Raw genomic sequence first — 25,112 nt, 5'->3', positions numbered from 1 at the left:
AATGAAAAAACTCCTCTTTTGGGTGCTGCTGGCGATCGCGCAGCCGCTTGTAGCACAGAACGTCAAAGACCTGGTCTTTAAAGGTGATCTGGACCGGGTCAATGCGCGGATTGACAGTCTAAAAAAAGCGATCGGTTCCGGAGTGGTCACACCTCCGGTGACACCGCCCCCTTCCAAAAAAGCCTGTCCGCAAGGCCCGGAGATTCGCCGCATATTCGAGGTGGCCAACACCGGCGCCTCTGTCGAGTTTCATGGCGAAGGCGTTGACACTTTACAGTACGAACTTTGGTCGGGTGCCACCAGGATCAAAACCGACCTGATCGCGCCCAAACGTGCCATTGTCGAAATTGCCTATCCGGCCCAACCAGACGGTACCTATCAGCTTGTTATCCGAGGACAGAGCTGCAAGAGCAAGGAAGATTCCAAAAAGGATTTCCCGATCGCGCGCAGTTCCGGAGGCGTAGTTGACCCGACGCCCGAGGAGCCGACTGGTGGAGTGATAACGCCCGGTGTTTTCCCACTGATCGGAATGACAAGGGGATACGACGAACACCTGAATCTGGTTTTTCGGGACTCCGCGAATGTACGTCTGGCGACAGACATCGCTCCGGATAACCGGCAAGACCCGGACCGGTATATGTACCGGTACATGATCAACGGGGACAAGCTCGATTTGAACAGCAGGCTTAAAAACTACGTGGTGGCGGGCAACAACCCGCTCCGCGTTTTGGTAGGGAAGTTGAAAAAAGAATACTCTGCCGAAGGGTTCAACAAGTGGGCAGGAACGCCCGAAGAGTATAAAAGCGATTGGTTTAAAATCGACGCTGGCGAATCGTTCAGTGGCGGTTTGAGCTACGCTTTTCAGACATACGTGGCGAAGGGAGCGCAAGACGCTGCCGGCTTTCTTAACCACATCCCTCAAAATTACGATCCGTCAGACCAGCAGGTCAGCTGGGCAGAAATCGGCGAAGACATCAAGCTTCCGAATGGGCACTTCTGGGCAGCGGATTGGAAACCCTGGGGCGTTGATCGCGTTTTCGCCAAAGGCGTAACCCATCTGCCGCACCACAGCCTTCCCTGGAACGATGCAGACAGCAATCAGCAGGTTCGCCTGCTTAAATTTGCTGGCAAGACGTTTAGTAATTTTCAGCGTATCGAGGGCGTCTTCGGGCGCTTGAACAATGGAAGTACTGAGCTTTGGCCAAACGGTACCAGCAAAGCGGTTTGGCCTACGGCCGATGGCTTGCCAGTCGATGAAGCCAGGGAATGGGCTTGGAAAACCGACGCGTCGGATGCGATCTGGCTGTCGGAAATGTCTGAGAATGTCGGATGGCAACCTGCCGGCTCGCCGATGTTTGGCGCTTTCTATCCCGAATTGCGCAAACGGTACGAGCAGGATTTCGGATCGCGCGGCATTCATTATGAGATCTGCCACAATTACTTCTGGCAGGGAGGGGAAAGCTTGGTTTTCAACCAAAGCGCAGAATATTACAAAAAGCTTTTCCGCACCGAGCCGAAGGACTTACCAAGCACAGAGTATTCGCCAGGCGGCACGCTTTCGGCGACCACGATGATCGTGGAAGCGGTGTATCTGCGCGCGCCTGATCAGGTATTACGACAGCCAATCGAACTGGCCTTTCGACTGGAATACTTTAAGCACATGGGCTACCATGCCGGTGTTGCCTTGTTTGGACAAGGAGAAACCCGGCCAAACAACCGGTATCGCATCGATTTTCCTGACGGCACCTACTTCAAAGAGGATAAATTCCCACTCGATCCGAACGTTCACATTGCATCGGCATTTTTTTCTCAGGTATACGGCAATTTCTACGCAGAATGGGGCGGCTTTGGGAAGGCCAATCAGAAGCTTTTCGACGGCAGGCCGGGCCAGGGACTCGTAGGCGAATGGTACCCGAAAGGTTCCAGCGAAGCTCGTAACAATGAATTCAATAAATACTGGCCAGGTTCGGGGGATATTTATCACGGCTTTACCGGCAGTGCAGATTTAAGCTATTTTGGGATACGGCTCTACGCTAAAACTTTCGGCCAAACCGATGGAGGCGACCGTGCTTATCTGCGGCACCGCATCGATGGCGGCGAATGGATCACTCCGAGTAATTTCAAGGCGGATGAACTGGTGGATGCCTATAAGCAACAACGCGGTTTCGTGTATTCTCAAACGTTGGCAGGAAAAACAGGCTGGTTCTACCACAACAGTTTTGCAGACAACAACTGGCATACGCTCGATGTCCAGCTTCCCAATGGCCAGATTGTATCTCAAAAAGTCGCCGGTAACGGTATTCACGCGAAACTGCAATGAAAGTCACTCTCGTCTTTTGGCATGTAGTCCAGGTGGCTCTACTGCTGCTGATCCTTATCACAAACTGCCTATTTTACTATCACTCGATCACCGGCTTGAAAAAACCAGAGCCGTCGAGTGACGCGATCATCGACGCTCTGGTCATGGTCGGAAAAAAGCGGCTGGTTTTACAGGATTCCATCATTAAACTAGAACAGGAACATGAAATCCTCACTTTCAAAAAAGATTCTGTTGACCGGCTGGATAGCGCTAGGCGGGCTAACCTGCGCGACAGCTACCGCACAAGGATCAAGCAACAAATTCGATCCGGCGTATGAGCAGGCGTTGCTTGACAGCCTGATCAGTTACGAGCTCCTCAAACCTATCCACCATACCCTCACAAAGAAAAATGAACTTCTCACCCTGGATAACCTTGCCCTTAAAGCCGAAAACAGCATGCTCCGAGTGCAGCTTTCCGTGCAAAGAGAGCAGTTTGAGCGCATGCTTGCCGACGAAAGAAAAAAACGTCGCAAGCGCATACTCATGGCGTTCGGCGCTGGCTACGTTACCGGCAAAATTACACCTCCCTACTAGTATGAAAACCTACTTCGAAAGCTGCTTAACCGCAATGATTCACCATTTAACCTTTATCAGTGAACACTTCTTCACAGTCACCATCTGGGCGCTCGTTGCGGGTATTGGCGCGTGGCTACTCGAATTTGTGGAGACCTACGTTTTTTCGGATTTCAAATACCTGGTCTATTTACTGCTGATGATCGCCTACGATGCCTATTCAGGGATTCAGAAGCAGAAGTATCTCAACAAGCAGGATCCGGCCAATTATCCACCGGTAACGGCAAAAGTCTTTAAAGACAAGACATTCTCCAAGCTGATGTACTACGTGTGCGTTCTGTCTTCGCTGCATGGTCTGGCACACCTTCAAATCGACGGCATCGAGGTGACCATCTTCCATGCCGTCGAATATTCAGCGATGCTGACTATCATGGCCACCGAGTTCTGGTCTGTGCAGGAGAATTACGCTGCTATCGGGAAAAAGACGATCCTGCAACTCGCCTGGGACAATTTGAAAGCCTATATCCCCTCTAAAAAATCGCCCGATGGAAATTAAAAGCAAGAGGATTCTGAAAGGGGCAAATAGCACCTTATCCCGGCTGCGGGTGAATGACAAATTCTTCGGCTATGTGCTGGAAGACACTGACAGGGGATTAATTCAGGGAATGCCGCTCGCCGAAATCCAGCGAATCAAAGTACCGGCACGCACCGCCATTCCCACCGGCCGGTACCGTGTGGACATCACCTGGTCAAACCGGTTCAAACGGAAAATGATCATCCTGATCGGCGTTCCCGGGTTTTCCGGTATCCGTTCCCACTCGGGTAACACGCATCAAAACACCGATGGGTGCCTGCTGACCGGCTTCAAAAGCGGAACCGAAAATGGCGAGTTCATGGTCGGCGACAGCCGTCTGGCAAGTGAAGCATTGCATAAAGCCGTCCTTGCCGCCCTTACCGCAGGTGAAGAAGTTTGGTGGACAATCACTCAAGACTACCAGTAATGCAGGAAATCGTCATCAACGGAAGCACGCACAAGTTCCCACAAGACTGGCAGGAAGTCAGCCGGCACAAGCTGCCAGCGTTGTTGAAAAACTTGTTCGTGCTTCCTGAAAGCGGTGAGACCTATCACGAGCTGCTGCGCATCACACTCGGTTACACCTCCAAACAATGGGGAAGGATCATGGACCGGCTTTTCGGGAAGAAGAGTCCGGAAGCCAACAAAGACCAAAGCGCACTGGTGCTCGCCGAATTGCTCCGACAACTTTCATGGATGTGGCAAACAGATCTTACCGTCGCCCCGTTCAGCAGTTTCGAAGTCGATGGTCAGCGGTGGGAAGTGTTCACGGAAGGGTTTCGCAGCATGTCCTTTGGCGAACTTTCAGATGCTTACATTCACGCGCAGGCCTTCATTAAGCAGCTTGTCGAAGGCGAAGAGCGCCTTGACATGCTGGTCGCCACACTATGCCGCCCCAAACGCAAGCGTAAATATCAGAATGATCCTGACTGGAATGGAGATGAGCGTGAGGACTATAACGAGCATATCGCCGCAAACAGGGCTAAGCTCCTAACTGGTCGCTTCTTCGATGAAAAGGTACTCGTCCTGGTCTATTTCCTGGGCACAGTTAAAAACTTCTTCTCCTATTTCGACCTATTCGAAAATGACGGCAGCAAGCCCCCAGTGCCGGAAGACTTCCCCGGCCAGAGCCTTATCAAAAACCAATACGAGCTTTCCCAAAAACAAATTTTCGGAAGTATGTCCCAAACCAAACGAGCAAATGTCCACGAAGTATTCCAATTCCTGGAAGAACATCGCAAGGACGTAAAGGCAGAAATCGAACGTAACAAATCAAAAAACTGATGAATCCGACCGACAGCTTATTCTGGCCTTACCTATCCCCCATTTTGGAAGCGGAAAAGGCCAAAAATGGAGTGGTGTACGCTCAAATGAGCGACGGTAATGGAATGGATCGGATGATAGAAGATACTGTCTCTGAAGATGTATTCCCGGGCATATTCGTATTTCGACCAAAGTGGGCAACGCAGAAGGTCGAAAACCATATCCTGCTGACCAATTTCAATACGCAGTTGTACGTCTGGTGCAAGGGCAAGCTCGACGATCGTCAACAACAAGATGAAGCCTTTGCCCGGGCGGAAACGATTGTTTCCTCGATCATTTTGAAATTGCACCACGACTCCCGGCTGTATAAGAACTTCCTTGATTTCGATACGATTACCGCCGAGCCGGTTGTATACTTGGGAGTGGAAGCGGCCTACGGCTATGAAGTAAAACTCAAACTCGGCTTACCAAGCAATGAAATCTTTTGTTAACCACCAAGGTTCCGCATTCCAATTACATCCCGGGATTTAGCTGAATATCCGGTCGACTTTTTACAAGTTGCGTCTTGAACGCTTCTAAAACGGTTTTCAAATCTTCTTCATCCGTTGCAACGGCTTCAAGGTGTCTAAAAGCAAGACGCTGAACGATGATGAAAGGGATTTCGACCGGGAGATTGATTTCAAAATGGAATTCGAGTCCCGCCTCTTTTGCTGTTACGCGTGGGTTTAAACCTGTAAGCTTCTTAATGTATATCTCGTACTGCGATTTCATATAGTTGGCCTGCGGCTGGAATTTGCTAGGTACTGGTGTGTTCATAATTACTGTCGTTATCGTCCTTTTTATGGGTGGCAAATGTAGGGAGTTTCGTGAAATTTCCATGTCATGATCGATCCAATAGCCACCAACCTTTCCTATCTGCCGCTGAAATTTAGCCGCAATAAGTTAAGCCATACCATTGAAGCTGCCGATGCAGGTCTCGAAAGTCGGGTCGGCCTGAAATACTTCTTAACCATCAACGTTCCGGAATTTCCGTTTTCGGATAACCTGGTCGAGCTACATACTTCATCCGGCCGCGAGAAGCCCGTCGAAGATATGTCGGGCGTTCAAATATTCTCGGGCGCTGAATTCAAATATAATTCCGGCCGGAACGGCAAGGTTGACGGTCTTTTGAGCTACACGAAACCGAGCCGGCAACAGGCAGCGCTGAGCGTTTCCGTGTCGCAAACGATGGCATTCTCATTGACCGAGCGCATCACTGGCGGCCTGCCTGCCGTCGATACCGAAAAGGCCCTGCCCAAGATGTACGCAATAAAGGCAGGCCTGAGCAATGAGGATTTCTACGTCTACGGGGAAACATTCTGGCGTAAATGGCAACTGGGGAGAAAGCAATTTTTGACCTGGCAGCCCAATTATAAACGCGTCGATTGTGCTCAGGAGGAATACCTGTACTTCCTTGTGAATTTTACGCCGAAGCCAACCGAATTGCGGTTAAAAGTGCAGTTCTACACCGAAGATGGAATCACCTCAGAGGCGATTACCAAAATGACCCTTTCCAACCCGATTTTGTATTCGGTGATCTGCTGCCCGGTCGGAGCTTCTGCCCTCGCCATTCCCGCCGATGCTACCAGGTACGACGTCTGGCTCAGCAACGAGCAGGACAAACGGATCAGCGAAGTCCGCAGCTACATTCTCGACCAACTCGGCGAGCTTTACGACCGAAGCATTCTTTTTGTTAACTCGTTGGGCGGCTGGGACACCTTGCGCTTGATAGGCCAGGCACAGCGGATTTTAAAAGTGGCTCAATCGGTTGCTGCCGTCGAGCGGCCGGCTGATGCTAAAATCGATTTTTCCGAGCTAAAAATTATCAGTATAGAGGGCGAGTACGAATTCCAGATCAGCACCGGGTTTTTCAAGCGGGACGCGGTTAATTACCTGCGTTATCTTGACGAGCTGCTGCTTTCCGAAGAAATGTATTTGATTACCGACAAAGGTCACCGGCCCTTGCAGCTGCTTACAAGCAATCTGGTCGATCAGGCTGACAATCAGGATTTGGTCGCCCGCACCTTTAATTTCCGGGTGCTGGATACGGTCGAGAATTTCTCAGACCTTCCGGCCTCTGAGCCTGTTCCGGAAAGGGAAACGATCTGGCGCGGCATGTCGCTTCGCCAGGTACTCGACGGATTTGGCAAACGCACCGGTTTTTTAGCTTTCGAGAAGCTCGAAAAGGTGTATGCAGATGACAACGCACTTTACAAGCCTTACACCGTCAAGATAAATTATCAGGGTGACCCGGATTACGTGGAGCCAATATTCGACAGCACGATCACTGTTGGTGGGACGCCCTACCCCAGTGCGGCAATATCTCGTTTGGGCACTTTCAAACGCAATAATTGTGCTGCGGGTTATGTTGGTGGACCGGCAACAATAACGGTGAATGCCGGAGCATACGGTGGAGAGAATCCCGGCGATGCGAATGCGCTGGCCGAAGCGAGGTTTGATAGCTTGGATACGCAAGCATTTGCAAATACCAACGGGACCTGCGCGCTAAACAACATCCCCGTCCACCTGGCGATCCTGCATAAAATTCCAATGACTGGAACCAACGTAACAGGTTCGACAGATGCGGGACCGGTTATCGACCTTCGCACGCCAGGCGCAGAAATGATCTCGAATACTGTCGGCCAAAATCCACCGGCATTGAGGACATCTGCCGGAACGGTCAACCCGGGCACGCATAATTTCATTATCGAGGTGGAGTATTCCAGCCCGCAAATCAGGAAGTGCAGGATCAGCATCCCATCTAAAAACCGGGAGGTTATTATTAGCAAAGCCGGATATTATGCCTTCGACAACGTAGTTGTCAACAGCAGCGACGAACCTCTCACTTTTGAAGTAAACCCACTATGATCAGACTAAACGGCTTTGAGGTTTACGTACCTGCGAAACAAAGCATCAATTATCAACTCGTAAATCCGCACCTGCTTTATGATCAAATCCCGTCAAGCCAGGCCGAGATTCCAACGTTTCCAGCGGTGCGTACCAATCGCGCAATATTCGATTATTGGGAGGAGCCGCAGGCTGGAAGTTTTCTGCCGGAAATGCACTATGAGCATTTCGAGGGCGGCGAACTTATCCGCGAAGGCTTCTTTCTACTGACCGAAGCCTCGCTGGAAACGGGCTATAAAGGCGCATTTACCGATCGTCTCGGGCTGTTTTTTGGCGATTATCAAAACCTTTCATTGCAGGAAATAGATTTTGGTAACCTTCCGCTTGAAACGCCGGTGCTCCCCGAAATGCTCGACGTCGATGGGATCACCAAGATCTGCTGTTTCCCGACGATCATCAATGAATCGTTCTATGGATCAAATGGCCCGGCCGCATCGTACGCCGGTCGAATTAACGATTACCTGCAAACCGTCCCCGAGACCGAGGGCGAGTACGTCGACAGCCCGGTCGTGCCAATGTTCTTTGTGGGTTGGGTGCTCGAACGTATCGGCCAGATCACCGGCACCAAAATTACCGGTAGCTTTCTAACGCATCCCGTTTGGAGCAAGCTGATACTGGCGAACCTTCGCGAGGTGGAAAATGGTCAGATAACCGTCAAGAATCACCTGCCGCCGTTTTCGATCACTGGGTTAATCCTGGAACTTCGCAAGATCGCCAATCTCAAATTTGATTTTAACTCCGTCGAAAAGACGCTAAAAATTGACTTTTGGGAGGACTGTCTGGCCGCGCCGACGCAAGTGGATTGGTCGAACAAAGCCACATTTGGTGAAAACAAAACGCCTGAAAACAACACGCGTATCCAACTGAGCATGATCGTCGACGGCAACGATGCGATCGCCAAAGACAAACCGGCGCTATTGCAGGACTACATTTCACAGGAAGTACCCGGCTCTCGCAATGGCATCGCAAAGCTGGACATGAGGTTTTCTACCATGCTTACCGACCCCGAAACTGGGCTGGCAATCTGCAAGCAGGAAGGACAAAGCAGCCAGTTCGCCCAGGACGCGAAGCCTTGGGGCCCACGATTGTTATTCTGGCATGGCGTGTCAGATTTGTTCCCGAGGGCGCTGCCTACGCTGGGAACGATATCGCTATTTCCGGCGTCGCTGGCCGCGACGTGCTGGAAGGAAACCATCGCGCTTAGGAAGCGGTCATTCTATCTGAAAAAGGAATTTATTATTACCGAAACCGATATCGCAAAGCTCGATTTCGGTAATAAGTGCCACGTCGATGGAGTGGATTACATCATCGCTCAATTGAACGTCGGGGTACCGGTGAAGGGAACGGCGCAGGCGCTACTGATTGGAGGAATTTGATCATGGCTCCCAGTTGATAATTATCGGCTCGAAAAACGATTTGATTTCGCTAAATGCTCTTTCAATATGCTTTCGTTGATAAAGGTAAATACCTCCAACTTCATAACCGATGTCATGGTTTGGATTCCCGTCAAAGGGAGCATCGCGAATCTCTACTGGTAGGTTGAAAGGGAAAACTTTATTCATGTAAGACACATTATCACCTATTTTCCTACGATAGGAATCATTGTGACATGCTGCATCCCTGAAATTGCCAATAAGGTCGGTAACATCCCTGATACCAAATCGTTCGTTTTCTTGAATACCATCGGTGAAAGCTATCCGATTGCCCAAGCGATCTGCCTTTATCAGAAGATCCTTTAGGTTAATTAAGAGTTCAATAAATACCGCATGCTGATATATCGGTCTATTACCTTCCCATAAAATTTTGGAATCAAGCAACTTTTGGACGGTTTCGATTGCATCTTCAATTTGAATTTTTTGATGCCAAGTTAAAGTCGGAGTTGTGCTCATAGAAAGTTTTATATTGGTCGGGTTTAGTCATCGCGTCGCTCAACAGGTGTTACTGATCCATCAGCTTTCTTAATTGCTAACGCGAAATGCTGTAGTTCTAATCCAGTTTCGAACGATTTACCTCCTGTAAGGTTAATTCTAGTACCGCCGCCAAGGCCTTGGTAATCAGGATCGCTTACCTCTAATGAAACTATGTGATCTAGATTGACTAAGGTGTATGATCCGTCGTGGGGTACAACTATAAAGTTTGCCATTGTCTGAAATAATTGGTTTCCAAAAGGTATTAAATTCTCGCTTCATCCCCGTCCTTTCCCCTCTTGAATGATGCCAGCAATTTAGCCAACGTAAAAAACCGCGTTGGCAAATGGCCGATTTCGAAGACAGCCCAATCCTTACCAAACTACTCGAAGACTTCGTCAGACGGGTAGAATTCGCCCTTAAAGACGCCGTCAACCGCGAAGGAGTGGTTGACACCGGCGACCTGGTCGACTCAATCAAAGCCGGCACCGTCAATCGCGGCAAAGGCTGGATCAGCGCGCATATCTCCTTTTCCGAACTGCTCCGGATCAAGGACATGAAAGTGCTCAATTATGGCTCGGTCCCGCCGATCCGGCCTATTGCTGATTGGGTAGAGCGTACCGGCGTCAGCCGCTTCGCTTATATACCTGGCTACAAAAGAGGCGGCCCGCAGACCGAGATCGAAAAGATCGATCGGATTGCCAAAGGTATCCAGTACTATCTGCGCGCCACGCCGAACATCCGGCGCGGCTACCGCGGGATTTACAACGATCAGCTCAAATTGTTCCTGATCCCACAATTCTACGAAGACATGCGTGCAGCCGCGAACCTGTACGCCGCGCAGGCATTCCGGGAAGCTTTCGGCTTTGAGACGACGATCAACCTGCCTACCGAAAACATCAATGCATCCCGCATTCAAAGCGCGTGGAATGCCCGTACGACCAAATTAGCCCGTAAACCAGCTTACAAATGATAGGTGACGTATTAACTCTCGAGATGCGAGGCGAAGGCGCGCAGCTCCAAAAAACCATTGACGACCTCAATAAAAATGCCTCCAAACTCAAAACAACCATTACGGAAATTGAGAAAATGGGTGGAAAGGGATCGGATGAGTGGAAGAAGTACAAACAGGAGCTCAAAGAAACCCAGGATCAGGCGGCAAAGCTTTCCAAGGAGCTCAAAACGATGGACGTCTCAAAAATGACCATCCGACAGCTGGAACTAGCCGCGAAAGACCTGGCCAAAGAAATGAAGAACGCCGACCGTTCCTCCCAGGATTACATCAAAAATGTGAAGCGCCTGGGCGAGGTAGAAAAGGAACTTGGCAAGGCGAAAGATCAGGCAGCAAAGCTGAAAAAGGAAGGCGAGGGCCTTGCAAACCCATCCCTTTGGAGCAAGATTTCATCCGGCGTGAATGCGGTCAATACGGCCTTTAAAGCAATGTTCCTGATTCAAATTGCACAATGGCTGTTCGATGTAGGGAAGGCGATATTTACCACTACCGCCCAATTCGAAAAGTACGAGAAGGTGCTGGCCACGGCGTTGGGCGATCCGAAGGCGGCGAAACAAAGCATGGAAGCGCTCAAACAGCTTGCTGCGCAAACCGCCTTCTCAGTCGATGAGTTGACCGATGGGTATGTCAAGATGGTCAATCGCGGTCTGCGGCCATCCCAGGCCGAAATGGTTAAGCTTACCGACCTTGCCGCCAGCCAGGGCAAAACCTTTGATCAGCTCGTTGAAGCGGTGCTCGATGCGCAGACCGGTGAGTTTGAGCGCTTGAAAGAATTCGGTATCCGCGCCAGTAAGGAAGGAGACAAGGTTTCGCTGATGTTCAAAGGGCAGACTACCGTTGTAAAAAACAACGAAGCAGCCATCTTTGACGCCATCACCGCCATGGGAGCGATGCAAGGCGTGGCCGGACAGAATGCCGAAATGATGCAAACCCTGACGGGCAAATCCAGCAACCTTGGCGACAATTTCACCAGCCTGAGCGCCCAAATCGGGGATTCACTCACGCCTGTTTTCATTTTCTTTCTGGACTTGTGTAACAAAGGAATTGACCTGATAAGCTTCCTGTGGAAAGTGATCACGACAGTCGGCCTGGGTATCCGGAACGAGTGGAATAACTGGTCTGCATTCTTTACAGCTGCCGGCCAGGGCATTTCATCATTAGCGACCGCTGCCTACGAGCTTTTGCAGGGTAATTTCGATGCCGCCAAACAGAGCTTTGAGAAATCAAAAACAGTTGCCAGCGACTACTCGAAGCATGTGCAGACCAACATGCAGAAGACCGCGACCGATATTAAAGCGCTCTGGTCAGACAACGGCCGTGCGAAGGATGCGCAATTTGCTGGTGAAACCGAAGGCAAAAAGTATCAGGAGGCGCAGACCGAAGCCCAGAAAAAAGAAGCCGAAAAGCGCAAAAAAGAGAAAGAGAAAGAGCTGAAAGCGTACGAGGATGCCGAAGCCAAATACGACGAGAAAGTCCGCAATGATCGCGCGAAGGCTCTCGAATTGATTGCACAGCTGGAAAGCGAACACGACGCCACAGTTGCGGCCAGCTCGCTTGCGTCCGAAGAAGCCAAAATCAACGAGAGGCGCCGGAAAAGGCTGAAAGACATCAACGACTCATTGGCCGATGAAGAAACAAAGGAACAGGCGCGCAAGTCTATTAACCGCAATGCCGACGCCGAAATTGAGAAATCAAAAGCTGATTTCCGTCAAAAGGCCGAGCAGGCCGAGCGCGATTACGACCAAAAACGGCTAGCAGCTACCGCTTTCATCAATGAACAGCAGAAACAAGCCGAACAAACCCTGCTTGATTTCCGCGAAATACAGGCCAAGGGCAACGCTTCGAAGCTGGCGGTGATCGCAAAGGACCGACTAGATATGGAGCTCCGGTTCCTTCACCAAAAGCTCACCCAGGAAGAAGCCGCAGAGAAAGCTCGAATCGCGGTCGATATCGTCGACAAAGATCAGGCGGCAGCTGCAATCCTGGCCGTGGAAGCCCGCTATCATCAGGCATCGATCACCGCCGACGCGAAGGCCGCCGCAGACAAAAAAGCGATCGATGACGACCTTCGGCAAAAGAAGCAGGAGAACGTTCAGGCTTATAGCAACATGTTTCAATCCCTGTTGCAGGGGGATGTGAGCGGATTCTTGTCGGCTGCGCAAACGATGGTGCAGGGGCACAAAACGGCCTGGCAGCAGAAGCTTGCCGCCGACACCGCCAATTATGAAGCTGCTGGCCAAGCTGCGCAGGCAGCAGTCGCGTTTCTGAACGATCTTGCGCAAAAGAAAGCAGAGAAAGCGATTGCCGAAGCCAATCGCGAGCGCGACGAGAAAGTCGCAATCCTGCAAAACGAGCTATCGGTTACCGAGTCGCTGATCACCAGTAGCTCCAATTATGTTACAGCCCTCAAATCGGCAGAAACTGACCGGCTTGCCGAATTGCAGCGTATACTTACCAGCGAAACCAGCACGGAAGAGCAGAAACGGGATGCGCTCAAAAAGTACTATTCTGAGCAGCTGCAACAGATGAAAGCAGCAGAAGAGCAGAAAATCCAGGATTTACAGCGTCTGGCCAATCTTGCCAAAACCGAAGACGAGCGTCAGGCGATCGAAGCGAAGATCGCTCTGGCAAAAAAAGAATCCGAGGAGAAGATCCGCTTGGCAGAAGAAGAAGCGGAAGCGAAGGCGACCATGATCGAGGAGCTGTCGGAATTTACGACTGAAACCACCGAGGCAGCTTTGGAAGAAGCAAGCAAAGCCTCGGAGAAGCAGATCGTCATGGCCTCGGACGAAGCCGAGCAGAAAGCAACTTTCAAGGAAGACCTGGAAGCAACGATCGCCGCGGAAAACCGCAAAGCGCGTGCTACCGAGGTTGCTGAAAAGAAAAAGGCTTTTGCCGCTCAAAAGAAAGCCGATATCGCCACCGCTTTGATCACCGGCGCATTAGCGGTATTGAAGGCGCTCGCTAACTTTTTCCCTTTAAACATCATTCTTGCCGCGACCGCTGCCGTTGTAACCGGCGTTCAGATTGCCAAGATTAAAAACCAGCCAGAACCGAGTTTCGAGCAAGGTGGCTTTGTCGCCAGAGGTGGGAAACACGGAAGTTCTTATGGAGAGGGAGGTATCGCCCTAGTGGATCGCATGTCCGGTCGGGAAGTGGGTGAAATGGAAGGAGATGAAGCGATTATCTCAGCCAAGCAGACGGAAGCCAACTGGCCTATTATTCAAAAGATGTTTCAAAATGCACGCACACCAGGGCTGGCCAGTACGCCTGTTACTAGTGGGAAAGCGCCTATGGCGTTCCGGAATGGCGGAATGTTTGAAAGTCCCTATTTTGAGCGAGGAATGTACCTGTTTGGCTCCAAAAAACGCAAGGCAGAAGAAGCAGCCCGACAAGCCGAAGAAGAAGCAGCAGCGGCGCAGGCCGAAGCAGATGCAGCAATGGCAGATTCCGGCGTAGATATGTCCGCATACAACGGAGTGAACGCAAATGACCCGTCGGCCACTGGTGACACCGCTTCTGCTGCGGCAGCCCACGAAGAAGCCAAAAAGCAAGGAATCGAACAGCTTGCAGCAATCAAAGACATTTTAAAATTCACCGTCTCCAATGGTGAAAAGCTGGACAAAGTCGCCAATTCGACCGAATCGCTCAAAGGCGCGGTGAATGGCGTCGAGAGTGCTGTCCGGAACGTAGAAGGTGCGGTCCACTCAACCAACACAAATGGGAAACTTGATCAACTGATCGGCGCGATCAGCAATCTCAGCGCCGCATAAAATGCCATTCCAAATACTATGAAATAAGTATAGAAATAGTTAACTTTAGTCAACAAAAACTACTCCTTTCAGATGGTCAAGAAAATCGTGGTTACCCTTCCGGTATATGTCAAAAAGTTCTTTTTTAGCGAGTACGATGGTTACACAAAAAAAAATGGGATTGACGAAATCCACGTCGACAAGAACAGCGAACTGGGAAAGCTAATCCACCTGATTTCCCGCCCGATCCCATTCACCCAAAAGCGGATTCAATCAGACGATCCTGGAACTCTTTCGATCAGGTATTACATACATGTCCAGGCTTATGAAGTTCCCAATGACAAGCTTCCATTGCTTGCCCAATACATGGACGAGATTTTCCGTCGGTCATTGATTTGCGAGGTGCGTGGTGGGCATGAACTTGCCTTGTGCGACTATGGGCCGCTTGTGACGGAGAGTTTGAAACGGCGCGGCATTGAGCGCGATGTCGATATAGATTACCAGACGGCCAGAAAAATTTACCGCGACTACATCGCCAAAAACAACAGGAAAAAGGAAAAAAGTTACGCGTAAGAAGTAACGGAAATGCGAAAGAAGTAACGGATTTGCGAAAGAAGTAACGCAAACGCGTAAGAAGTCCACCCATTTTTAAGAAAAAAACCGCCAATGCATTAAATGATGGCGGTTTTTCATTGAATTACAGTTTCAAAAGTAGGCCGATTTCGTCCTTTTACCAGCCTTGCAATCCCGGTAATTTTCGGGCATGTTAGGTGCTGTACATCAAATTGGCGAACCTTGCCAATCCCCATTCAATGCCGGGTTTCTCACCCATCTGTACCTGATACGAACAGATGAGATCGTCTATGTACTCTCGCCAGCCGGCAACTCGGTTATGCAGACTATCAGCGCTCTGGGCATCCGGCCAGGCGCGGCGATCACCCAAATACGGCTACGTCCCAAAACCGCCAGCTTTTCTGAAACCAGCTCCGAGACCGTCGACGGTGTTGCATATACTACTTCGCTTTCTTGGCAACTAAAAGGCACGGCTGCTGATGTGACCAACTGGGTTCACGCCAACTCAAAGCGCCGGTATGTAGTGCTTACCCGCGACACGCTCGGCAACTGCTATATGCTGGGCGAACCTGACAACGGCGTGCGGCTCTCTTGGTCTCGGCAGATTGCCCAGCAAAGTTATCACCAGCTCGGACTGACAATGGTTAACTGGCATCCGGTCCAGTTCATACCAACGATCGATCTCGATGAGATTTTCCCTGAAATGGAATTCGATTACAGCTTTGATTTATCCTTCTCATAACTTTTACCCTCTTGACTATGCCTTGGAATTACGACGACGATGAAATAAACGGGATTGTTGACGCCAACATGAAAGATTCTCCGCCGAATCCTCCCGCAGTCAACAGCGCCGCCTCGGTGCGCGGGCTCTTTAAAGCATTCTGGGGTGCGATCCGCGGTCAGGTCTCGACCGCTGTGCAGTACATCGAAGAATTAAACTCGTCGGAGGTTATCCAGGCTGCCCTCGTTCAGGCCGAAGCCGTCGCCGACCAGGTCGACAACCAGTTCACAGCAATCCAAACATTCCGCGATCAGGCTCAGCAGGCCGCGCAAACGGCGGTGAACGTAACCGGTGACTTTGACCAGAAGGGATTTTACAATGCCACTACCAACCAGGCAAACAACGCAACCACTCTGACCGCCGACTCTTCGGCATGGCGGACAAACCCTAATAAGCTTCCATCTCTGGATATCACCACGCCAGGACCGGCTGTATTTGCCGGCGACAATTTCGCCGTGGGAACGGTGATCGGTCCCGGAAGCCTTCGCGGTACTGCCGCCAATAAATGGTATTTCAAATCTGACGGCATTGCCGATGGAGGCGTTACAATTCAAAAGTTAGGTTCAGATGTGAAGGCTAAAAACCTCCCTTTCTCGCCGACAGCGACTATTGCCTACGGATCAAAGGCCCGAACTGCGATCCAGGACATCAAGCTTTATAACGTCGATCCATCAAAGCAGTACTTTGTTGGTGTATTCGCTAAAAAGCCCAGCGGATCGACACAATATGTGCTGCACATCTATCAGTACAATTCCCCGAGCAATTCCGTGTACCTAATGGGCATGACTGCTTCCGGCTATGTGCCAAGTGCATATCCAGAGGTCATTCGTTTCCAAGGGCCGGGCAACCAGTTTGCCATGGTTACAGTGAATTGGAACCTGGTGGAAGACGGAGCGAGCGAGACCAACATGACTCCATCACACACCGGTATTTCTCCATTGACCTACCGGAGCCAGGACGACTATGCCGAATATTTGAACCGAAAGCTGGAGAGCTTGCCCCCGCTTCGCGCGACTTATCAGCGGCGCATTGTGTCGAAAGTCGAGACGTTATCTATCCAAAACACGGAGAACCGGACTGTTCAGCACGCAAATATGTCCGCAGTCATCATCTCCTTCAAAACCAACAACCAGGATTTCAACCTGTTTTCTTTCCCTGGGCACAATTTCGCTACGACAAAGGCAAAATATGCTTTCTGTATAGTTAAGACCGCGGCAGGCGAGCCAGAATTCCACTTCCAGCCATTCGACAAACGCACCGCCGACTATGAGTTCCAGATGAGCCGGATGATAAATCTAAAGGAGACCGTCAAGATTACCTTTGGATATCTGGATGCTTCCTTCAAATCATTCCAGCCTGGTGTAAACATCAGTTGGGGAAGTGGCCCAGCTGATGCGAATTTGGCTCCTGCAACGATCAGTTACTTGAACCTGGTGCAGGACCCATTTAGCAATGGCACAGTTGCGGCGGGCGGCTGGAACGCAACCGCCTACAAGCTTTCAAAGGCCAGCAATGTAGTAGTTTCTGATCAGCAGCGTGATAGGGCTGATGTCCGCTTTGTGCTTCCTTCGAAGTTCTACCTATTGGCCGATTCCACTCTGTGGTTTTACGCCAACAACATCATCAAGTACTTCCATGTGTACAATAAAAAGCCTTATGGCTTTCAGATGGTCTCGCGCCTGGTTTCCAACGGAAGCCCGGTAACCAGCAATTACCAGTACTCCGATGAAGAAGGTCAGATCATGGGTGCAGGCTCACCGGTAAACCTGACTTTCTCAATCTACGATTATGAGCACGTTAATTCCATCGACGAGCCTGATCTGATCAGCTCAAAAGTTGTCAATTGCACGCCGAAGGTTCGCCCAACTGGACAAACTTTAAACGGCATTTTCATTGGCGACAGCTTTGAGGACAGCGGATGGGAAGGACGTGGTATTCTGCAAGAAATATCTACGTTGGCTACCGGAAACGGCAACACAATCAACTGGAAAGGGATTCGAACCCCCAACTATGGAGGCGGAGCCATTAAAAGCGAGGCCCGCGGCGGATGGACTGAAGGCACGTTTTTCCGTTATGTACCGATAGCCGACCGCGCGGACGTTAACGCCGGAGGATCAAACTTGCACAGTCCGTTCATGTTTTCTCCTGACGATACTGCGGCAAATGCTTATTTCAGTTTCAGCGAGTACATGACGACCTACGCGATCGGAGCGTTGGATTTCATCATCATAGCGCTGGGGACAAACCCGTCAACACCTTCCGGCGCGAAGATCGCCGAGATGGTTGCGTCGATCCGTGCTTACAGCGCAACCATTCCGATCATTATATGTACGGTGCCTCCTGCTTCGATTTCACGGCGCAACATTGACACCAATCTCGACCAAAACCGTAAACTCAGCCAAACCGAGGCATACTTGACCCTGTTTGACAACCGCGAAGCGGAAAAGATTTATATCTGCCCATGGCATATGAGTCCACATCGATTGTACGCAATGCAAACTACGTCGGTTGATGTTACGCAATACCCTACCGAGAATATGCCTTCAAAGACACTCTACCTGGGGGGAGTGGCGACTACTTACAAGGAAAAGCAGTCTAAACTGTATCTGAGTGACATCCATCCATCGGCATTGGGTGTGAGAACATACGCATACCTTGGCTATGACGCCATTTGTTATGCGCAAGCGTAAAACGATGCTGGTCAACCTGCTTTTTCGTCCTTCCTGATCGGTTGATAATGCACCTACTTCGTATCTGCTAAGTGCATAACTAACATCTACGACAGTGTGAACGCAGAAACCTTTTCGGGACTATGGTACATTGATGAACCCTTCGCCAGCCGCATGGAAGGAATTATCCTTCCACGGCTCGCGGCCGGCTTCGATCCAATCCCGCCCCACTTTAAGGCTGGTCACATCGACGCAGCGATATCAACCCGCGACAAAAACGGCAATTGGAGCCGCGCACGTGCTTACCTGGACAGTTACCTCACAGCTGGCGGTGGCGACGTTGCAGTGATTCCCATCGAAGGCACTATGAGCCGTTTCGGATACTGTGGCATGGGCAATGAATTCCTAACCCAAGTTATCCAGGAAGCTGCCGAAGAGCCGGCTGTAAAATCGATCGTAATCAAAGGTCATTCGCCAGGTGGCACCGTCGATTCCGTCGAGATGCTTGCCGACGCTATCAAATATTTCCCGAAGCCCACGGTAGGCTACGTGAACGGTATGGCGGCCAGCGCATGCGTTTTCGCTATGAGCCAATGCGACCAGATCGTGATGGAGAATTCGAGCTCGTCTGAAATCGGCAGTATCGGTGTGCTGATGGTTTACATCAACCAATCCGAAGCGCTAAAACAGGCAGGCTACGAAGTGACGATTTTCAGGGCAGGCGAATCGGTCGACAAAGCTCGAATCAATGCCGTAGAACCGCTCACGCCAGAATTGAAGGCAGAAATTCAGCAGGATCTGGATGCGGCCATGAATGTTTTCAAGGGCTATGTCCGTCGCGGCCGTGCAGGCCAACTACGAAGCGACGAAGTGTTTTCCGGCAAAATGTACAAAAAATCAAAGGCGCTGAGCCTAGGGCTCGTGGATAAAACCGGCAGTCTCTCCGACGCAATCAAACTCGCACGTAAACTCTAATTCTATACCACAATGAGCAAACCAAGAACCTTATCATCGATCATTGCCGGATTTTTCGGCCGATCCGAAAAGGCCATTTCTGAGAAACTATCCAGCGAAGAGCATGCAGAATTTGCGGCCGACGTGACTGATATAGACCAGAATATCGAAGCCCAGGCAACCGAGAACACCCGGCTGACAGCCGAGTTGGAAACAGCTACCGCCCAGATCACAACTTTGGAGGCTTCAATCGCTGAAAAAGACACGCAGATCGCTACGCTGAGCGCCGAGCTTTCGACTGCGACCAGCGAACGCGACACCTACAAGGCGCATTACGAAAAGGCGGCTGACAAAGGCGACAAGGACCCTGATCAGGATCACAACAGTCGCAACAAGGGTGCCAAGTCCAGCTACAACGACAACGCTGTTAACGTGTGGCACAAGACCCACAAATAACCCTATCTCAAACCAGTAAATAACCCCCTTTTATACTGTCATGGCACAAATTGTCAATTTTGAAAATTTCGGAGAAGATCTGTTGCGCACCATCGATGGCAACGGCGAGATCATCATGGAGGCGGTCGCGTACGGTGCAGAATCGCTCGGAAACGATTTTACTGTCTTAAAAACGCGCGACAAAGCTCCGCTTGTTCAGTTAGATGTAAAAGATGCCTGGAAGCCAGCATCTGATACATTCTCAGGAGAAGAAGCGATCGCGGTAAGAAGCCGTTTTGCAACCTTCAAGGAAGGCGATATCGACCTTGAAATCACACTTTCCCAGATCAAAGAGATCTACCAGAGCTATTTGGGATGGACGAAGGCTCCGAACCGCACGTTAAACGACGTGAACGACAACCCATTCGAGCTGTTCTTCCTGGGTCACATCATTGGAAAGCACTTCCAGTTTGTCCGCACTAAAACTACTTGGGGCGGTGTATACAATCCTGCAGGTAAAGGTGCTGGTGCACTTGCTGACGGTTTTATTACACTATTTACCGCCGGACGTGGCGTTGGTGGTGACATCGTTGCCTCCCATGTCTTTGACGGCGCCGCACTGACTGATGCAAACGCTTACGCACAGGTAAATGGGGTAGCAAACCTGGTTGCGTCGGCTGACGAACTCCTGCTCAAAGAGGAGCTTAACGTTTACCTTTCCCAAACCAACTACGACAAATACCGTCGTAACCGTAGAGCGCTGTTCCCCGACCACGTCGGCCCGGCTGACCGCCCGACCATCCTGGACGATTATTCAAACATGAAGTTCACTGTCGACCCGGGACTGATCGGTAAGGACACGATCGTGATCGCGCCGAAGAAAAACATGCTTTTCGTCTGCAATGATGACCCGGGTAAATACCGCCTGAACATCGTGAAAGACGTGAAATCTTGGAAAATGTCCATCCGCGCAAGCCTTGGTTTCGACTACGCGACGCCGGACTGGGTGTTCCTGAACGACAACGTCTAACCCTCCCCTATCGCCTGCCGGCCTGGTGCCGGTGGGCTTTAAATCTTTTATCCACTTTCATTCAAGTATCCTCAATGAAGAATTATCAAAAAGCCCTGTTAGCAGCTGGACTCGTGCTTGTGGCGTCCGCAGTCACATTTGCCACAAGCAACCTGGTTATCGGGTTTGCTGCGGCCATATTCTCGGTGGTCGGCATCCAACAAATCACCGGAGGCGCATTTATTGATGTTAGCGGCGTCGCAGGGTGTCTCGCCTTGGCGGGTATCAAGCGCCAGTGCCAAACGTTGACGATCGGCGGTGCGAAACGTCTTTACATCTGTTTGGCAGAAGATTTGGCAACCGAATTTTTGACCTACGAACTTGCCAAAACGATGGGTAAGTTCACCGGCGCAATCCCGCTTGTTGTCGGCAAGAAGTTTATCGAGGTTGAAGCCTGGTACGATACCACCAAATTCGACACTGAAAAGAAAATCGGTGCCGGTTTCACCCAGGGCCTGGAATTTAAAATCCTTGGCTACAATGAGACCATTGTCAAATTCTCTGCACTCATGTACGAGACACCGGTTTGCTTCATCGTACAAGGCAATGACGATCGCCTGTATTTTATAGGCCAGAAGTACATTCCCATGATGGTCGAAATGAAAGGCGTATTGCCTGAAAAAGGCACCGCCCGCAAGGAAGCTACTTTCACTTCGAAGCAGGACGGTCTGATGGTGCCGGTATTCCCACTCGATGCGACTGTAACCTTCGACGTTGAGCCGCTCGTCGGTGCAGAAGCTCCGGAAGGCGGGGCCTAAGCCTAACTTATGGAGGTACCCTTCGGTACCTCCCATTTTTTTCCTCTAAAACAAATACCCGATGAAAACTTATTCAGTTGGCCAGGATGAAAAAGGCCATGTGTTCGTAGGTGGTAACACCAAATACCTCAGAGATATGGATCAGAAAGAGCTGGCCATCCTCGCCAAAAACGGCGATCCGCGTGTGAAAGTGGAAGAAGCGCCGGAAGACAAAAAACCTGCGAAGGTCGTAGCTGCTCCCACCACCTGATCTGATCATATCGTCAATTCTAACGCGTTCCCTTCATTATCATGGATATCAAAAAACTAAAAGCATCCCTGCAACTTGCGGAAATGCGACTCAGGGCCGCTCCTTCGGATGCAACTCAGGCCCTTTACGATCAGGCAAAAGAAGCATACGATGCCCTGGCAAATTCGAAAGTCGAAAAAAATGCACAGGTTTCTGGGACTACCGGCGGTTACGTTGCTCCGGCAAACCCCGTCAAGCCCGGCGATGCTGCCGGCGAGAATATCATTTCTGAAAAAGACCGGAAAGTTTCCAAAATAGTCGCAACGCTTGCCGATCTGGCAGGCGATCAACCGACCAGCGAGCAACCGTCGACCACCGCCGCTACTGGTGATGCGGTACCGGTCGGCGAAAATGAAGAAAAAAAAACGGAAGAGCAGCCGGTGCTTCAAGCGTAAGCCAGCAGCCAGACAATCGAGAAAAAGAGCAGCTTCTGGTGCAGGCGAACCGCTTGCACATGGAAGCTGCTCTTTTGTCTAACACCCTGCACGAATACCGTGACGACGATATCGATGGTGCAAATGCGGTGGTTGCGCAAATTCTCTCGATCCGCAGTCAATGGACTGTCACTCATAAAACGATCGAATACTTCGACAAAACTGGAAAACTGCCTGAACCCAAGCCCGAGCAGGATCTGCTGGCGCCACTACCCGGGTCTGCCGAAGTGGCCGAGCAACGCGTAGAACTCGCGCGGCTTAACAGCAATATCTGCAAGTACCAGAAGAAAATAACGGATAACCCCGAGCATAAGAAAGTCGACTTATGGCGCGAGCAGCTTGCCAAAATGGAGGCCCTGAAACAAGAACTCAAAGACAAGATCGTAACCCTCACCTATGCGTCAAAATAACAAATACCTGCAAAAAGTATATGAGGAGATGGATATCTACCAGCAACATCTCCTCGATGGAAAGGAGCTGACTGTCCAGCAGCAAGAAACCTTCCAAAAGATCGATGTCATACGTGGCTGGCTCAGGGACGGCTTTTCGGACGTCGATGTAATCAAGCTTGCCAAGAACGACCCGCGAATTCAGGTGCAAGACCGTCGGGCCCGCGAACTGCTTGCCATGGCGTACCAGGTCTTTGCAGACCTGCGCCAGCTCCGAAGCCGCGACGGTATCAAGTATATGTATGCTGAGCAGTTCCGCCGCGCTGGCCAGCTGATCATGTCCAAGATCGTTGCGCTGGCGAATGTTCCGGACGCCGAAGATATGACCGATCTTGAAATGCGGCTCGCCCTGATGCAGGAAGACACCGGCGGCGCAAAGGAAATTTCACTTTTGATGAAAGAGTATACCCGGGTGATGAAAGAAGCGGGGCTGATCGACGGCGCTTATGATAATTCGAAAATCGGCACCGATGAGAAGAAAAAACCGACCAAAATCGTGATCAAGCGCAAAACGGTCATCACACCCGATGGCGTGGTTAAATCTGACGAACTAAACGAGCAAGCAACCTATGAGCTCTCGGGCGAGTGACCTTATTCAAGAAATTGAAGTAAATGACAAGCAAGCCGACTTCATTGAGGCGGCATTTTACACCCTGACGGCTGACGGGACCAAAACTGCGGCACTAATTGGCGGTATCGGATCTGGAAAAACATTCGCAATGGCCCTGATGATGCTCCTTTCGAAAGAAGAGCTCCCCAGGGCAAAAGGTCAGTTTCCATGCGCAACGGTAACGCAGTTTAAGCGGTCAATATTTCCAGGGATCAAATCCGTCTGGCAGGACAACTTCGGACTGCGCCAATACAACTTCAAAACCGGCCAGGGCGATTACGCTGTCGGGAGAAAACCTCCGGAGGACTGGGACACGCCCTATCAGGAACCTGACAACTGGGAAAACTGCATCGCCTTTCCTAATGGATGGGTGATTGAGATTTGCGCATACAAAATGTTTGCTGACATCCACCGAGGTCGAAACGACGATTTTGCTATTATGGATGAAGCCTTGCTTTTCAAACGCGAATGGCTCAAAATTCTCGAAGGCCGTATCCGGGCCAATAAGTCGAAATTTAACTCGCCTTTACACTGGATGATCATGGTTTTCAGCTCGCCGCCATACGGACAAGGCGACTGGATGTTCGATATTGAGGATATGATGCGTGAGGAGCCCAGCAGGTACCTCTTCATGCAGATTACCACCAGGGACAATCAGGCTTTTTTACCATCCAACTACATCGATAACTTAAAAAAGAAGCTCACCCCGCTGGAATTTGGCGTTGAAGTGGAAGGCAAGCGCCTTTCTAAAATGCCCAAATCGTATTACTCGTCTCTGGACGAAAGGCATAGCGACGTTGAAATTGACGAGTTTTTCCAACCTGGTCAGCCGGTCGCCGCGTGCATTGACTTCAATGCGCATTTCACCAGTTGCTCGGTCTGGCAGGATCTGGGTGCAGAGCAGCGTTGTGTGATGGGCTGTTTTGTAACAGACCCTGATCCGGACAAGGACATGAGCCAGACCCTTGCAACCGAGTTGCTGTCCCGCCTAACCCCATACCCTAACCGCACCATCTACCTGACTGGCGACCGCAATGGTCTCAATGCCAGCGCCAGCAGCAAGCAGAACAATGATGGTACCTGGATCACGCTTTATGACGAATTCACTCAGGTCTTTGAGGACGCGGGCTGGACAGTATATTGCTGCCCCCTATTATACAACCCTTTCAAGGATGAGACATACAAGCTCATGAAGGAGGTACTTCAAGAGACCAGAGACGATGGCCTGCACCTGCGCTTCCACCCCTATGATGCGAAGAGCGTGATGGTGTCCATGCAGCGTGCACCCATCCTACCCAACTACACCAAGGACAAGAGGAGTGAGAACAAGAAGGACGAAGACCAACAGTACGCCACACACCTAAGTGACACGGTCGACTACTACGTCGTGTTCAAACTTCAAGGTGGGATGCAGATCGATAACAGCGGCGGTGGATCGTTCGACGTCGGATTCATCTGACCCACCTACCCCCCGGTACCCCTACCCCACCCCTCAGGTCGCGGCGGCCTGAGGGCGCTTTCAGATATTCGAAAATCGTTTTTTTGGCAATTGCCAAAATGCGAAAGGGCGGGCTTGATCTCGGGATTTTTGGGCTTTTAAAAATTATTTCGGCGCGTAATTGGCCTATTTTCAGCAGGTTGTAATTTTTGTCCCACAAAAAAAGGTGCAACTTTTCAAAATTCCGAATTACTACGCTTGCAATCAACAAGTTACACCAATCGACATTTACGATCTATGGAGAAATGAGACAAAACTTTGATGAAT

24 protein-coding genes are annotated in these 25,112 nt (G+C 50.6%); 22 read left to right on the top strand and 2 right to left on the bottom strand.

The window, feature by feature from the left end:
- Position 1 precedes the first annotated feature (1 nt).
- The 6 genes from BLQ88_RS29970 (at position 2) to BLQ88_RS29945 (ending at position 5,200) form a co-directional block, all read left to right on the top strand.
- Positions 2-2,320, top strand: a complete 2,319-nt coding sequence (locus BLQ88_RS29970; protein ID WP_090156708.1) for a hypothetical protein — start codon at positions 2-4, stop codon at positions 2,318-2,320.
- Between the two features lie 201 nt (positions 2,321-2,521).
- Positions 2,522-2,893 (top strand): hypothetical protein, encoded by a 372-nt coding sequence (locus BLQ88_RS29965; RefSeq protein WP_090156707.1) that lies wholly within the window; start codon positions 2,522-2,524, stop codon positions 2,891-2,893.
- 34 nt (positions 2,894-2,927) lie between these two features.
- Positions 2,928-3,428 carry a phage holin family protein gene (locus BLQ88_RS29960; RefSeq protein WP_143016961.1) on the top strand — a complete coding sequence of 167 codons (501 nt, stop codon included), beginning with the start codon at positions 2,928-2,930 and terminating at the stop codon, positions 3,426-3,428.
- Complete coding sequence (locus tag BLQ88_RS29955) at positions 3,418-3,873, top strand: DUF5675 family protein (RefSeq protein WP_090156705.1); 456 nt, start codon at positions 3,418-3,420, stop codon at positions 3,871-3,873. The genes BLQ88_RS29960 and BLQ88_RS29955 overlap by 11 nt, the downstream gene beginning before the upstream one ends.
- Positions 3,873-4,730, top strand: coding sequence for a hypothetical protein (locus BLQ88_RS29950; protein ID WP_090156704.1), 858 nt, complete (start codon positions 3,873-3,875; stop codon positions 4,728-4,730). Before BLQ88_RS29955 ends, BLQ88_RS29950 begins: the two co-directional genes overlap by 1 nt.
- Positions 4,730-5,200, top strand: coding sequence for a hypothetical protein (locus tag BLQ88_RS29945; RefSeq protein ID WP_090156703.1), 471 nt, complete (start codon positions 4,730-4,732; stop codon positions 5,198-5,200). The genes BLQ88_RS29950 and BLQ88_RS29945 overlap by 1 nt, the downstream gene beginning before the upstream one ends.
- Before the next feature lie 22 nt (positions 5,201-5,222).
- Here BLQ88_RS29945 and BLQ88_RS29940 read toward each other — a convergent pair whose 3' ends face one another.
- On the bottom strand, positions 5,223-5,525 hold the full coding sequence (locus BLQ88_RS29940) for a hypothetical protein (RefSeq protein ID WP_090156702.1): 303 nt from the start codon (positions 5,523-5,525) through the stop codon (positions 5,223-5,225).
- A 66-nt stretch (positions 5,526-5,591) separates the two neighbouring features.
- On the opposite strand from BLQ88_RS29940, the gene BLQ88_RS29935 reads away from it, so the two are divergent.
- Positions 5,592-7,616, top strand: a complete 2,025-nt coding sequence (locus BLQ88_RS29935) for a DUF5977 domain-containing protein (RefSeq protein WP_090156701.1) — start codon at positions 5,592-5,594, stop codon at positions 7,614-7,616.
- Complete coding sequence (locus BLQ88_RS29930; RefSeq protein ID WP_090156700.1) at positions 7,613-9,031, top strand: hypothetical protein; 1,419 nt, start codon at positions 7,613-7,615, stop codon at positions 9,029-9,031. Before BLQ88_RS29935 ends, BLQ88_RS29930 begins: the two co-directional genes overlap by 4 nt.
- Here the strand turns inward: BLQ88_RS29930 and BLQ88_RS29925 are convergent, their stop codons facing one another.
- Positions 9,032-9,544, bottom strand: a complete 513-nt coding sequence (locus tag BLQ88_RS29925; protein ID WP_090156699.1) for a hypothetical protein — start codon at positions 9,542-9,544, stop codon at positions 9,032-9,034.
- A gap of 364 nt (positions 9,545-9,908) precedes the next feature.
- Between BLQ88_RS29925 and BLQ88_RS29915 the strand changes: the two genes are divergently transcribed.
- From BLQ88_RS29915 to BLQ88_RS29850, 14 genes are all read left to right on the top strand, one after another.
- A complete protein-coding gene (locus BLQ88_RS29915) occupies positions 9,909-10,535 on the top strand; it encodes a hypothetical protein (protein ID WP_090156697.1) in 627 nt (208 codons plus the stop codon).
- A 23-nt stretch (positions 10,536-10,558) separates the two neighbouring features.
- Positions 10,559-14,347, top strand: a complete 3,789-nt coding sequence (locus BLQ88_RS29910) for a tape measure protein (RefSeq protein WP_090156696.1) — start codon at positions 10,559-10,561, stop codon at positions 14,345-14,347.
- A gap of 72 nt (positions 14,348-14,419) precedes the next feature.
- Complete coding sequence (locus tag BLQ88_RS29905; RefSeq protein ID WP_090156695.1) at positions 14,420-14,899, top strand: hypothetical protein; 480 nt, start codon at positions 14,420-14,422, stop codon at positions 14,897-14,899.
- 319 nt (positions 14,900-15,218) lie between these two features.
- Positions 15,219-15,641, top strand: a complete 423-nt coding sequence (locus BLQ88_RS29900; protein ID WP_143016959.1) for a hypothetical protein — start codon at positions 15,219-15,221, stop codon at positions 15,639-15,641.
- Positions 15,642-15,658: 17 nt separating this feature from the next.
- Complete coding sequence (locus BLQ88_RS29895) at positions 15,659-18,370, top strand: SGNH/GDSL hydrolase family protein (protein WP_090156693.1); 2,712 nt, start codon at positions 15,659-15,661, stop codon at positions 18,368-18,370.
- Between the two features lie 153 nt (positions 18,371-18,523).
- Positions 18,524-19,324 carry a S49 family peptidase gene (locus BLQ88_RS29890; protein ID WP_090156692.1) on the top strand — a complete coding sequence of 267 codons (801 nt, stop codon included), beginning with the start codon at positions 18,524-18,526 and terminating at the stop codon, positions 19,322-19,324.
- Positions 19,325-19,336: 12 nt separating this feature from the next.
- Positions 19,337-19,759: a hypothetical protein gene (locus BLQ88_RS29885; RefSeq protein WP_090156691.1), complete on the top strand. Its 423-nt coding sequence runs from the start codon at positions 19,337-19,339 to the stop codon at positions 19,757-19,759.
- 40 nt (positions 19,760-19,799) lie between these two features.
- Positions 19,800-20,768 (top strand): hypothetical protein, encoded by a 969-nt coding sequence (locus BLQ88_RS29880; RefSeq protein WP_090156690.1) that lies wholly within the window; start codon positions 19,800-19,802, stop codon positions 20,766-20,768.
- A 74-nt stretch (positions 20,769-20,842) separates the two neighbouring features.
- Positions 20,843-21,565, top strand: coding sequence for a hypothetical protein (locus BLQ88_RS29875; RefSeq protein ID WP_090156689.1), 723 nt, complete (start codon positions 20,843-20,845; stop codon positions 21,563-21,565).
- A 61-nt stretch (positions 21,566-21,626) separates the two neighbouring features.
- On the top strand, positions 21,627-21,815 hold the full coding sequence (locus BLQ88_RS29870; protein ID WP_090156688.1) for a hypothetical protein: 189 nt from the start codon (positions 21,627-21,629) through the stop codon (positions 21,813-21,815).
- 41 nt (positions 21,816-21,856) lie between these two features.
- Positions 21,857-22,249 (top strand): hypothetical protein, encoded by a 393-nt coding sequence (locus BLQ88_RS29865; RefSeq protein WP_090156687.1) that lies wholly within the window; start codon positions 21,857-21,859, stop codon positions 22,247-22,249.
- Between the two features lie 59 nt (positions 22,250-22,308).
- Positions 22,309-22,698, top strand: coding sequence for a hypothetical protein (locus BLQ88_RS29860; RefSeq protein WP_090156686.1), 390 nt, complete (start codon positions 22,309-22,311; stop codon positions 22,696-22,698).
- Positions 22,685-23,326 (top strand): hypothetical protein, encoded by a 642-nt coding sequence (locus tag BLQ88_RS29855; protein ID WP_090156685.1) that lies wholly within the window; start codon positions 22,685-22,687, stop codon positions 23,324-23,326. The genes BLQ88_RS29860 and BLQ88_RS29855 overlap by 14 nt, the downstream gene beginning before the upstream one ends.
- A complete protein-coding gene (locus BLQ88_RS29850) occupies positions 23,307-24,806 on the top strand; it encodes a terminase family protein (protein ID WP_090156684.1) in 1,500 nt (499 codons plus the stop codon). Before BLQ88_RS29855 ends, BLQ88_RS29850 begins: the two co-directional genes overlap by 20 nt.
- Positions 24,807-25,112 lie beyond the last annotated feature (306 nt).

The organism is Dyadobacter soli, from assembly GCF_900101885.1.
Classification (GTDB): Bacteria; Bacteroidota; Bacteroidia; order Cytophagales; family Spirosomataceae; genus Dyadobacter; species Dyadobacter soli.
The sequence above is the reverse complement of the archived record's forward strand: the minus strand, read 5'-3'. Positions and strand labels throughout refer to the sequence as shown.

Excerpts from the sequence above, each read along its gene's own strand:
- BLQ88_RS29970 (WP_090156708.1), top strand. The coding sequence starts at position 2 with ATGAAAAAACTCCTCTTTTGGGTGCTGCTGGCGATCGCGCAGCCGCTT.
- BLQ88_RS29965 (WP_090156707.1), top strand. The coding sequence starts at position 2,522 with ATGAAATCCTCACTTTCAAAAAAGATTCTGTTGACCGGCTGGATAGCG.
- BLQ88_RS29960 (WP_143016961.1), top strand. The coding sequence starts at position 2,928 with ATGATTCACCATTTAACCTTTATCAGTGAACACTTCTTCACAGTCACC.
- BLQ88_RS29955 (WP_090156705.1), top strand. The coding sequence starts at position 3,418 with ATGGAAATTAAAAGCAAGAGGATTCTGAAAGGGGCAAATAGCACCTTA.
- BLQ88_RS29950 (WP_090156704.1), top strand. The coding sequence starts at position 3,873 with ATGCAGGAAATCGTCATCAACGGAAGCACGCACAAGTTCCCACAAGAC.
- BLQ88_RS29945 (WP_090156703.1), top strand. The coding sequence starts at position 4,730 with ATGAATCCGACCGACAGCTTATTCTGGCCTTACCTATCCCCCATTTTG.
- BLQ88_RS29940 (WP_090156702.1), bottom strand. The coding sequence starts at position 5,525 with ATGAACACACCAGTACCTAGCAAATTCCAGCCGCAGGCCAACTATATG.
- BLQ88_RS29935 (WP_090156701.1), top strand. The coding sequence starts at position 5,592 with ATGATCGATCCAATAGCCACCAACCTTTCCTATCTGCCGCTGAAATTT.
- BLQ88_RS29930 (WP_090156700.1), top strand. The coding sequence starts at position 7,613 with ATGATCAGACTAAACGGCTTTGAGGTTTACGTACCTGCGAAACAAAGC.
- BLQ88_RS29925 (WP_090156699.1), bottom strand. The coding sequence starts at position 9,544 with ATGAGCACAACTCCGACTTTAACTTGGCATCAAAAAATTCAAATTGAA.
- BLQ88_RS29915 (WP_090156697.1), top strand. The coding sequence starts at position 9,909 with ATGGCCGATTTCGAAGACAGCCCAATCCTTACCAAACTACTCGAAGAC.
- BLQ88_RS29910 (WP_090156696.1), top strand. The coding sequence starts at position 10,559 with ATGCGAGGCGAAGGCGCGCAGCTCCAAAAAACCATTGACGACCTCAAT.
- BLQ88_RS29905 (WP_090156695.1), top strand. The coding sequence starts at position 14,420 with ATGGTCAAGAAAATCGTGGTTACCCTTCCGGTATATGTCAAAAAGTTC.
- BLQ88_RS29900 (WP_143016959.1), top strand. The coding sequence starts at position 15,219 with ATGCAGACTATCAGCGCTCTGGGCATCCGGCCAGGCGCGGCGATCACC.
- BLQ88_RS29895 (WP_090156693.1), top strand. The coding sequence starts at position 15,659 with ATGCCTTGGAATTACGACGACGATGAAATAAACGGGATTGTTGACGCC.
- BLQ88_RS29890 (WP_090156692.1), top strand. The coding sequence starts at position 18,524 with ATGGAAGGAATTATCCTTCCACGGCTCGCGGCCGGCTTCGATCCAATC.
- BLQ88_RS29885 (WP_090156691.1), top strand. The coding sequence starts at position 19,337 with ATGAGCAAACCAAGAACCTTATCATCGATCATTGCCGGATTTTTCGGC.
- BLQ88_RS29880 (WP_090156690.1), top strand. The coding sequence starts at position 19,800 with ATGGCACAAATTGTCAATTTTGAAAATTTCGGAGAAGATCTGTTGCGC.
- BLQ88_RS29875 (WP_090156689.1), top strand. The coding sequence starts at position 20,843 with ATGAAGAATTATCAAAAAGCCCTGTTAGCAGCTGGACTCGTGCTTGTG.
- BLQ88_RS29870 (WP_090156688.1), top strand. The coding sequence starts at position 21,627 with ATGAAAACTTATTCAGTTGGCCAGGATGAAAAAGGCCATGTGTTCGTA.
- BLQ88_RS29865 (WP_090156687.1), top strand. The coding sequence starts at position 21,857 with ATGGATATCAAAAAACTAAAAGCATCCCTGCAACTTGCGGAAATGCGA.
- BLQ88_RS29860 (WP_090156686.1), top strand. The coding sequence starts at position 22,309 with ATGGAAGCTGCTCTTTTGTCTAACACCCTGCACGAATACCGTGACGAC.
- BLQ88_RS29855 (WP_090156685.1), top strand. The coding sequence starts at position 22,685 with ATGCGTCAAAATAACAAATACCTGCAAAAAGTATATGAGGAGATGGAT.
- BLQ88_RS29850 (WP_090156684.1), top strand. The coding sequence starts at position 23,307 with ATGAGCTCTCGGGCGAGTGACCTTATTCAAGAAATTGAAGTAAATGAC.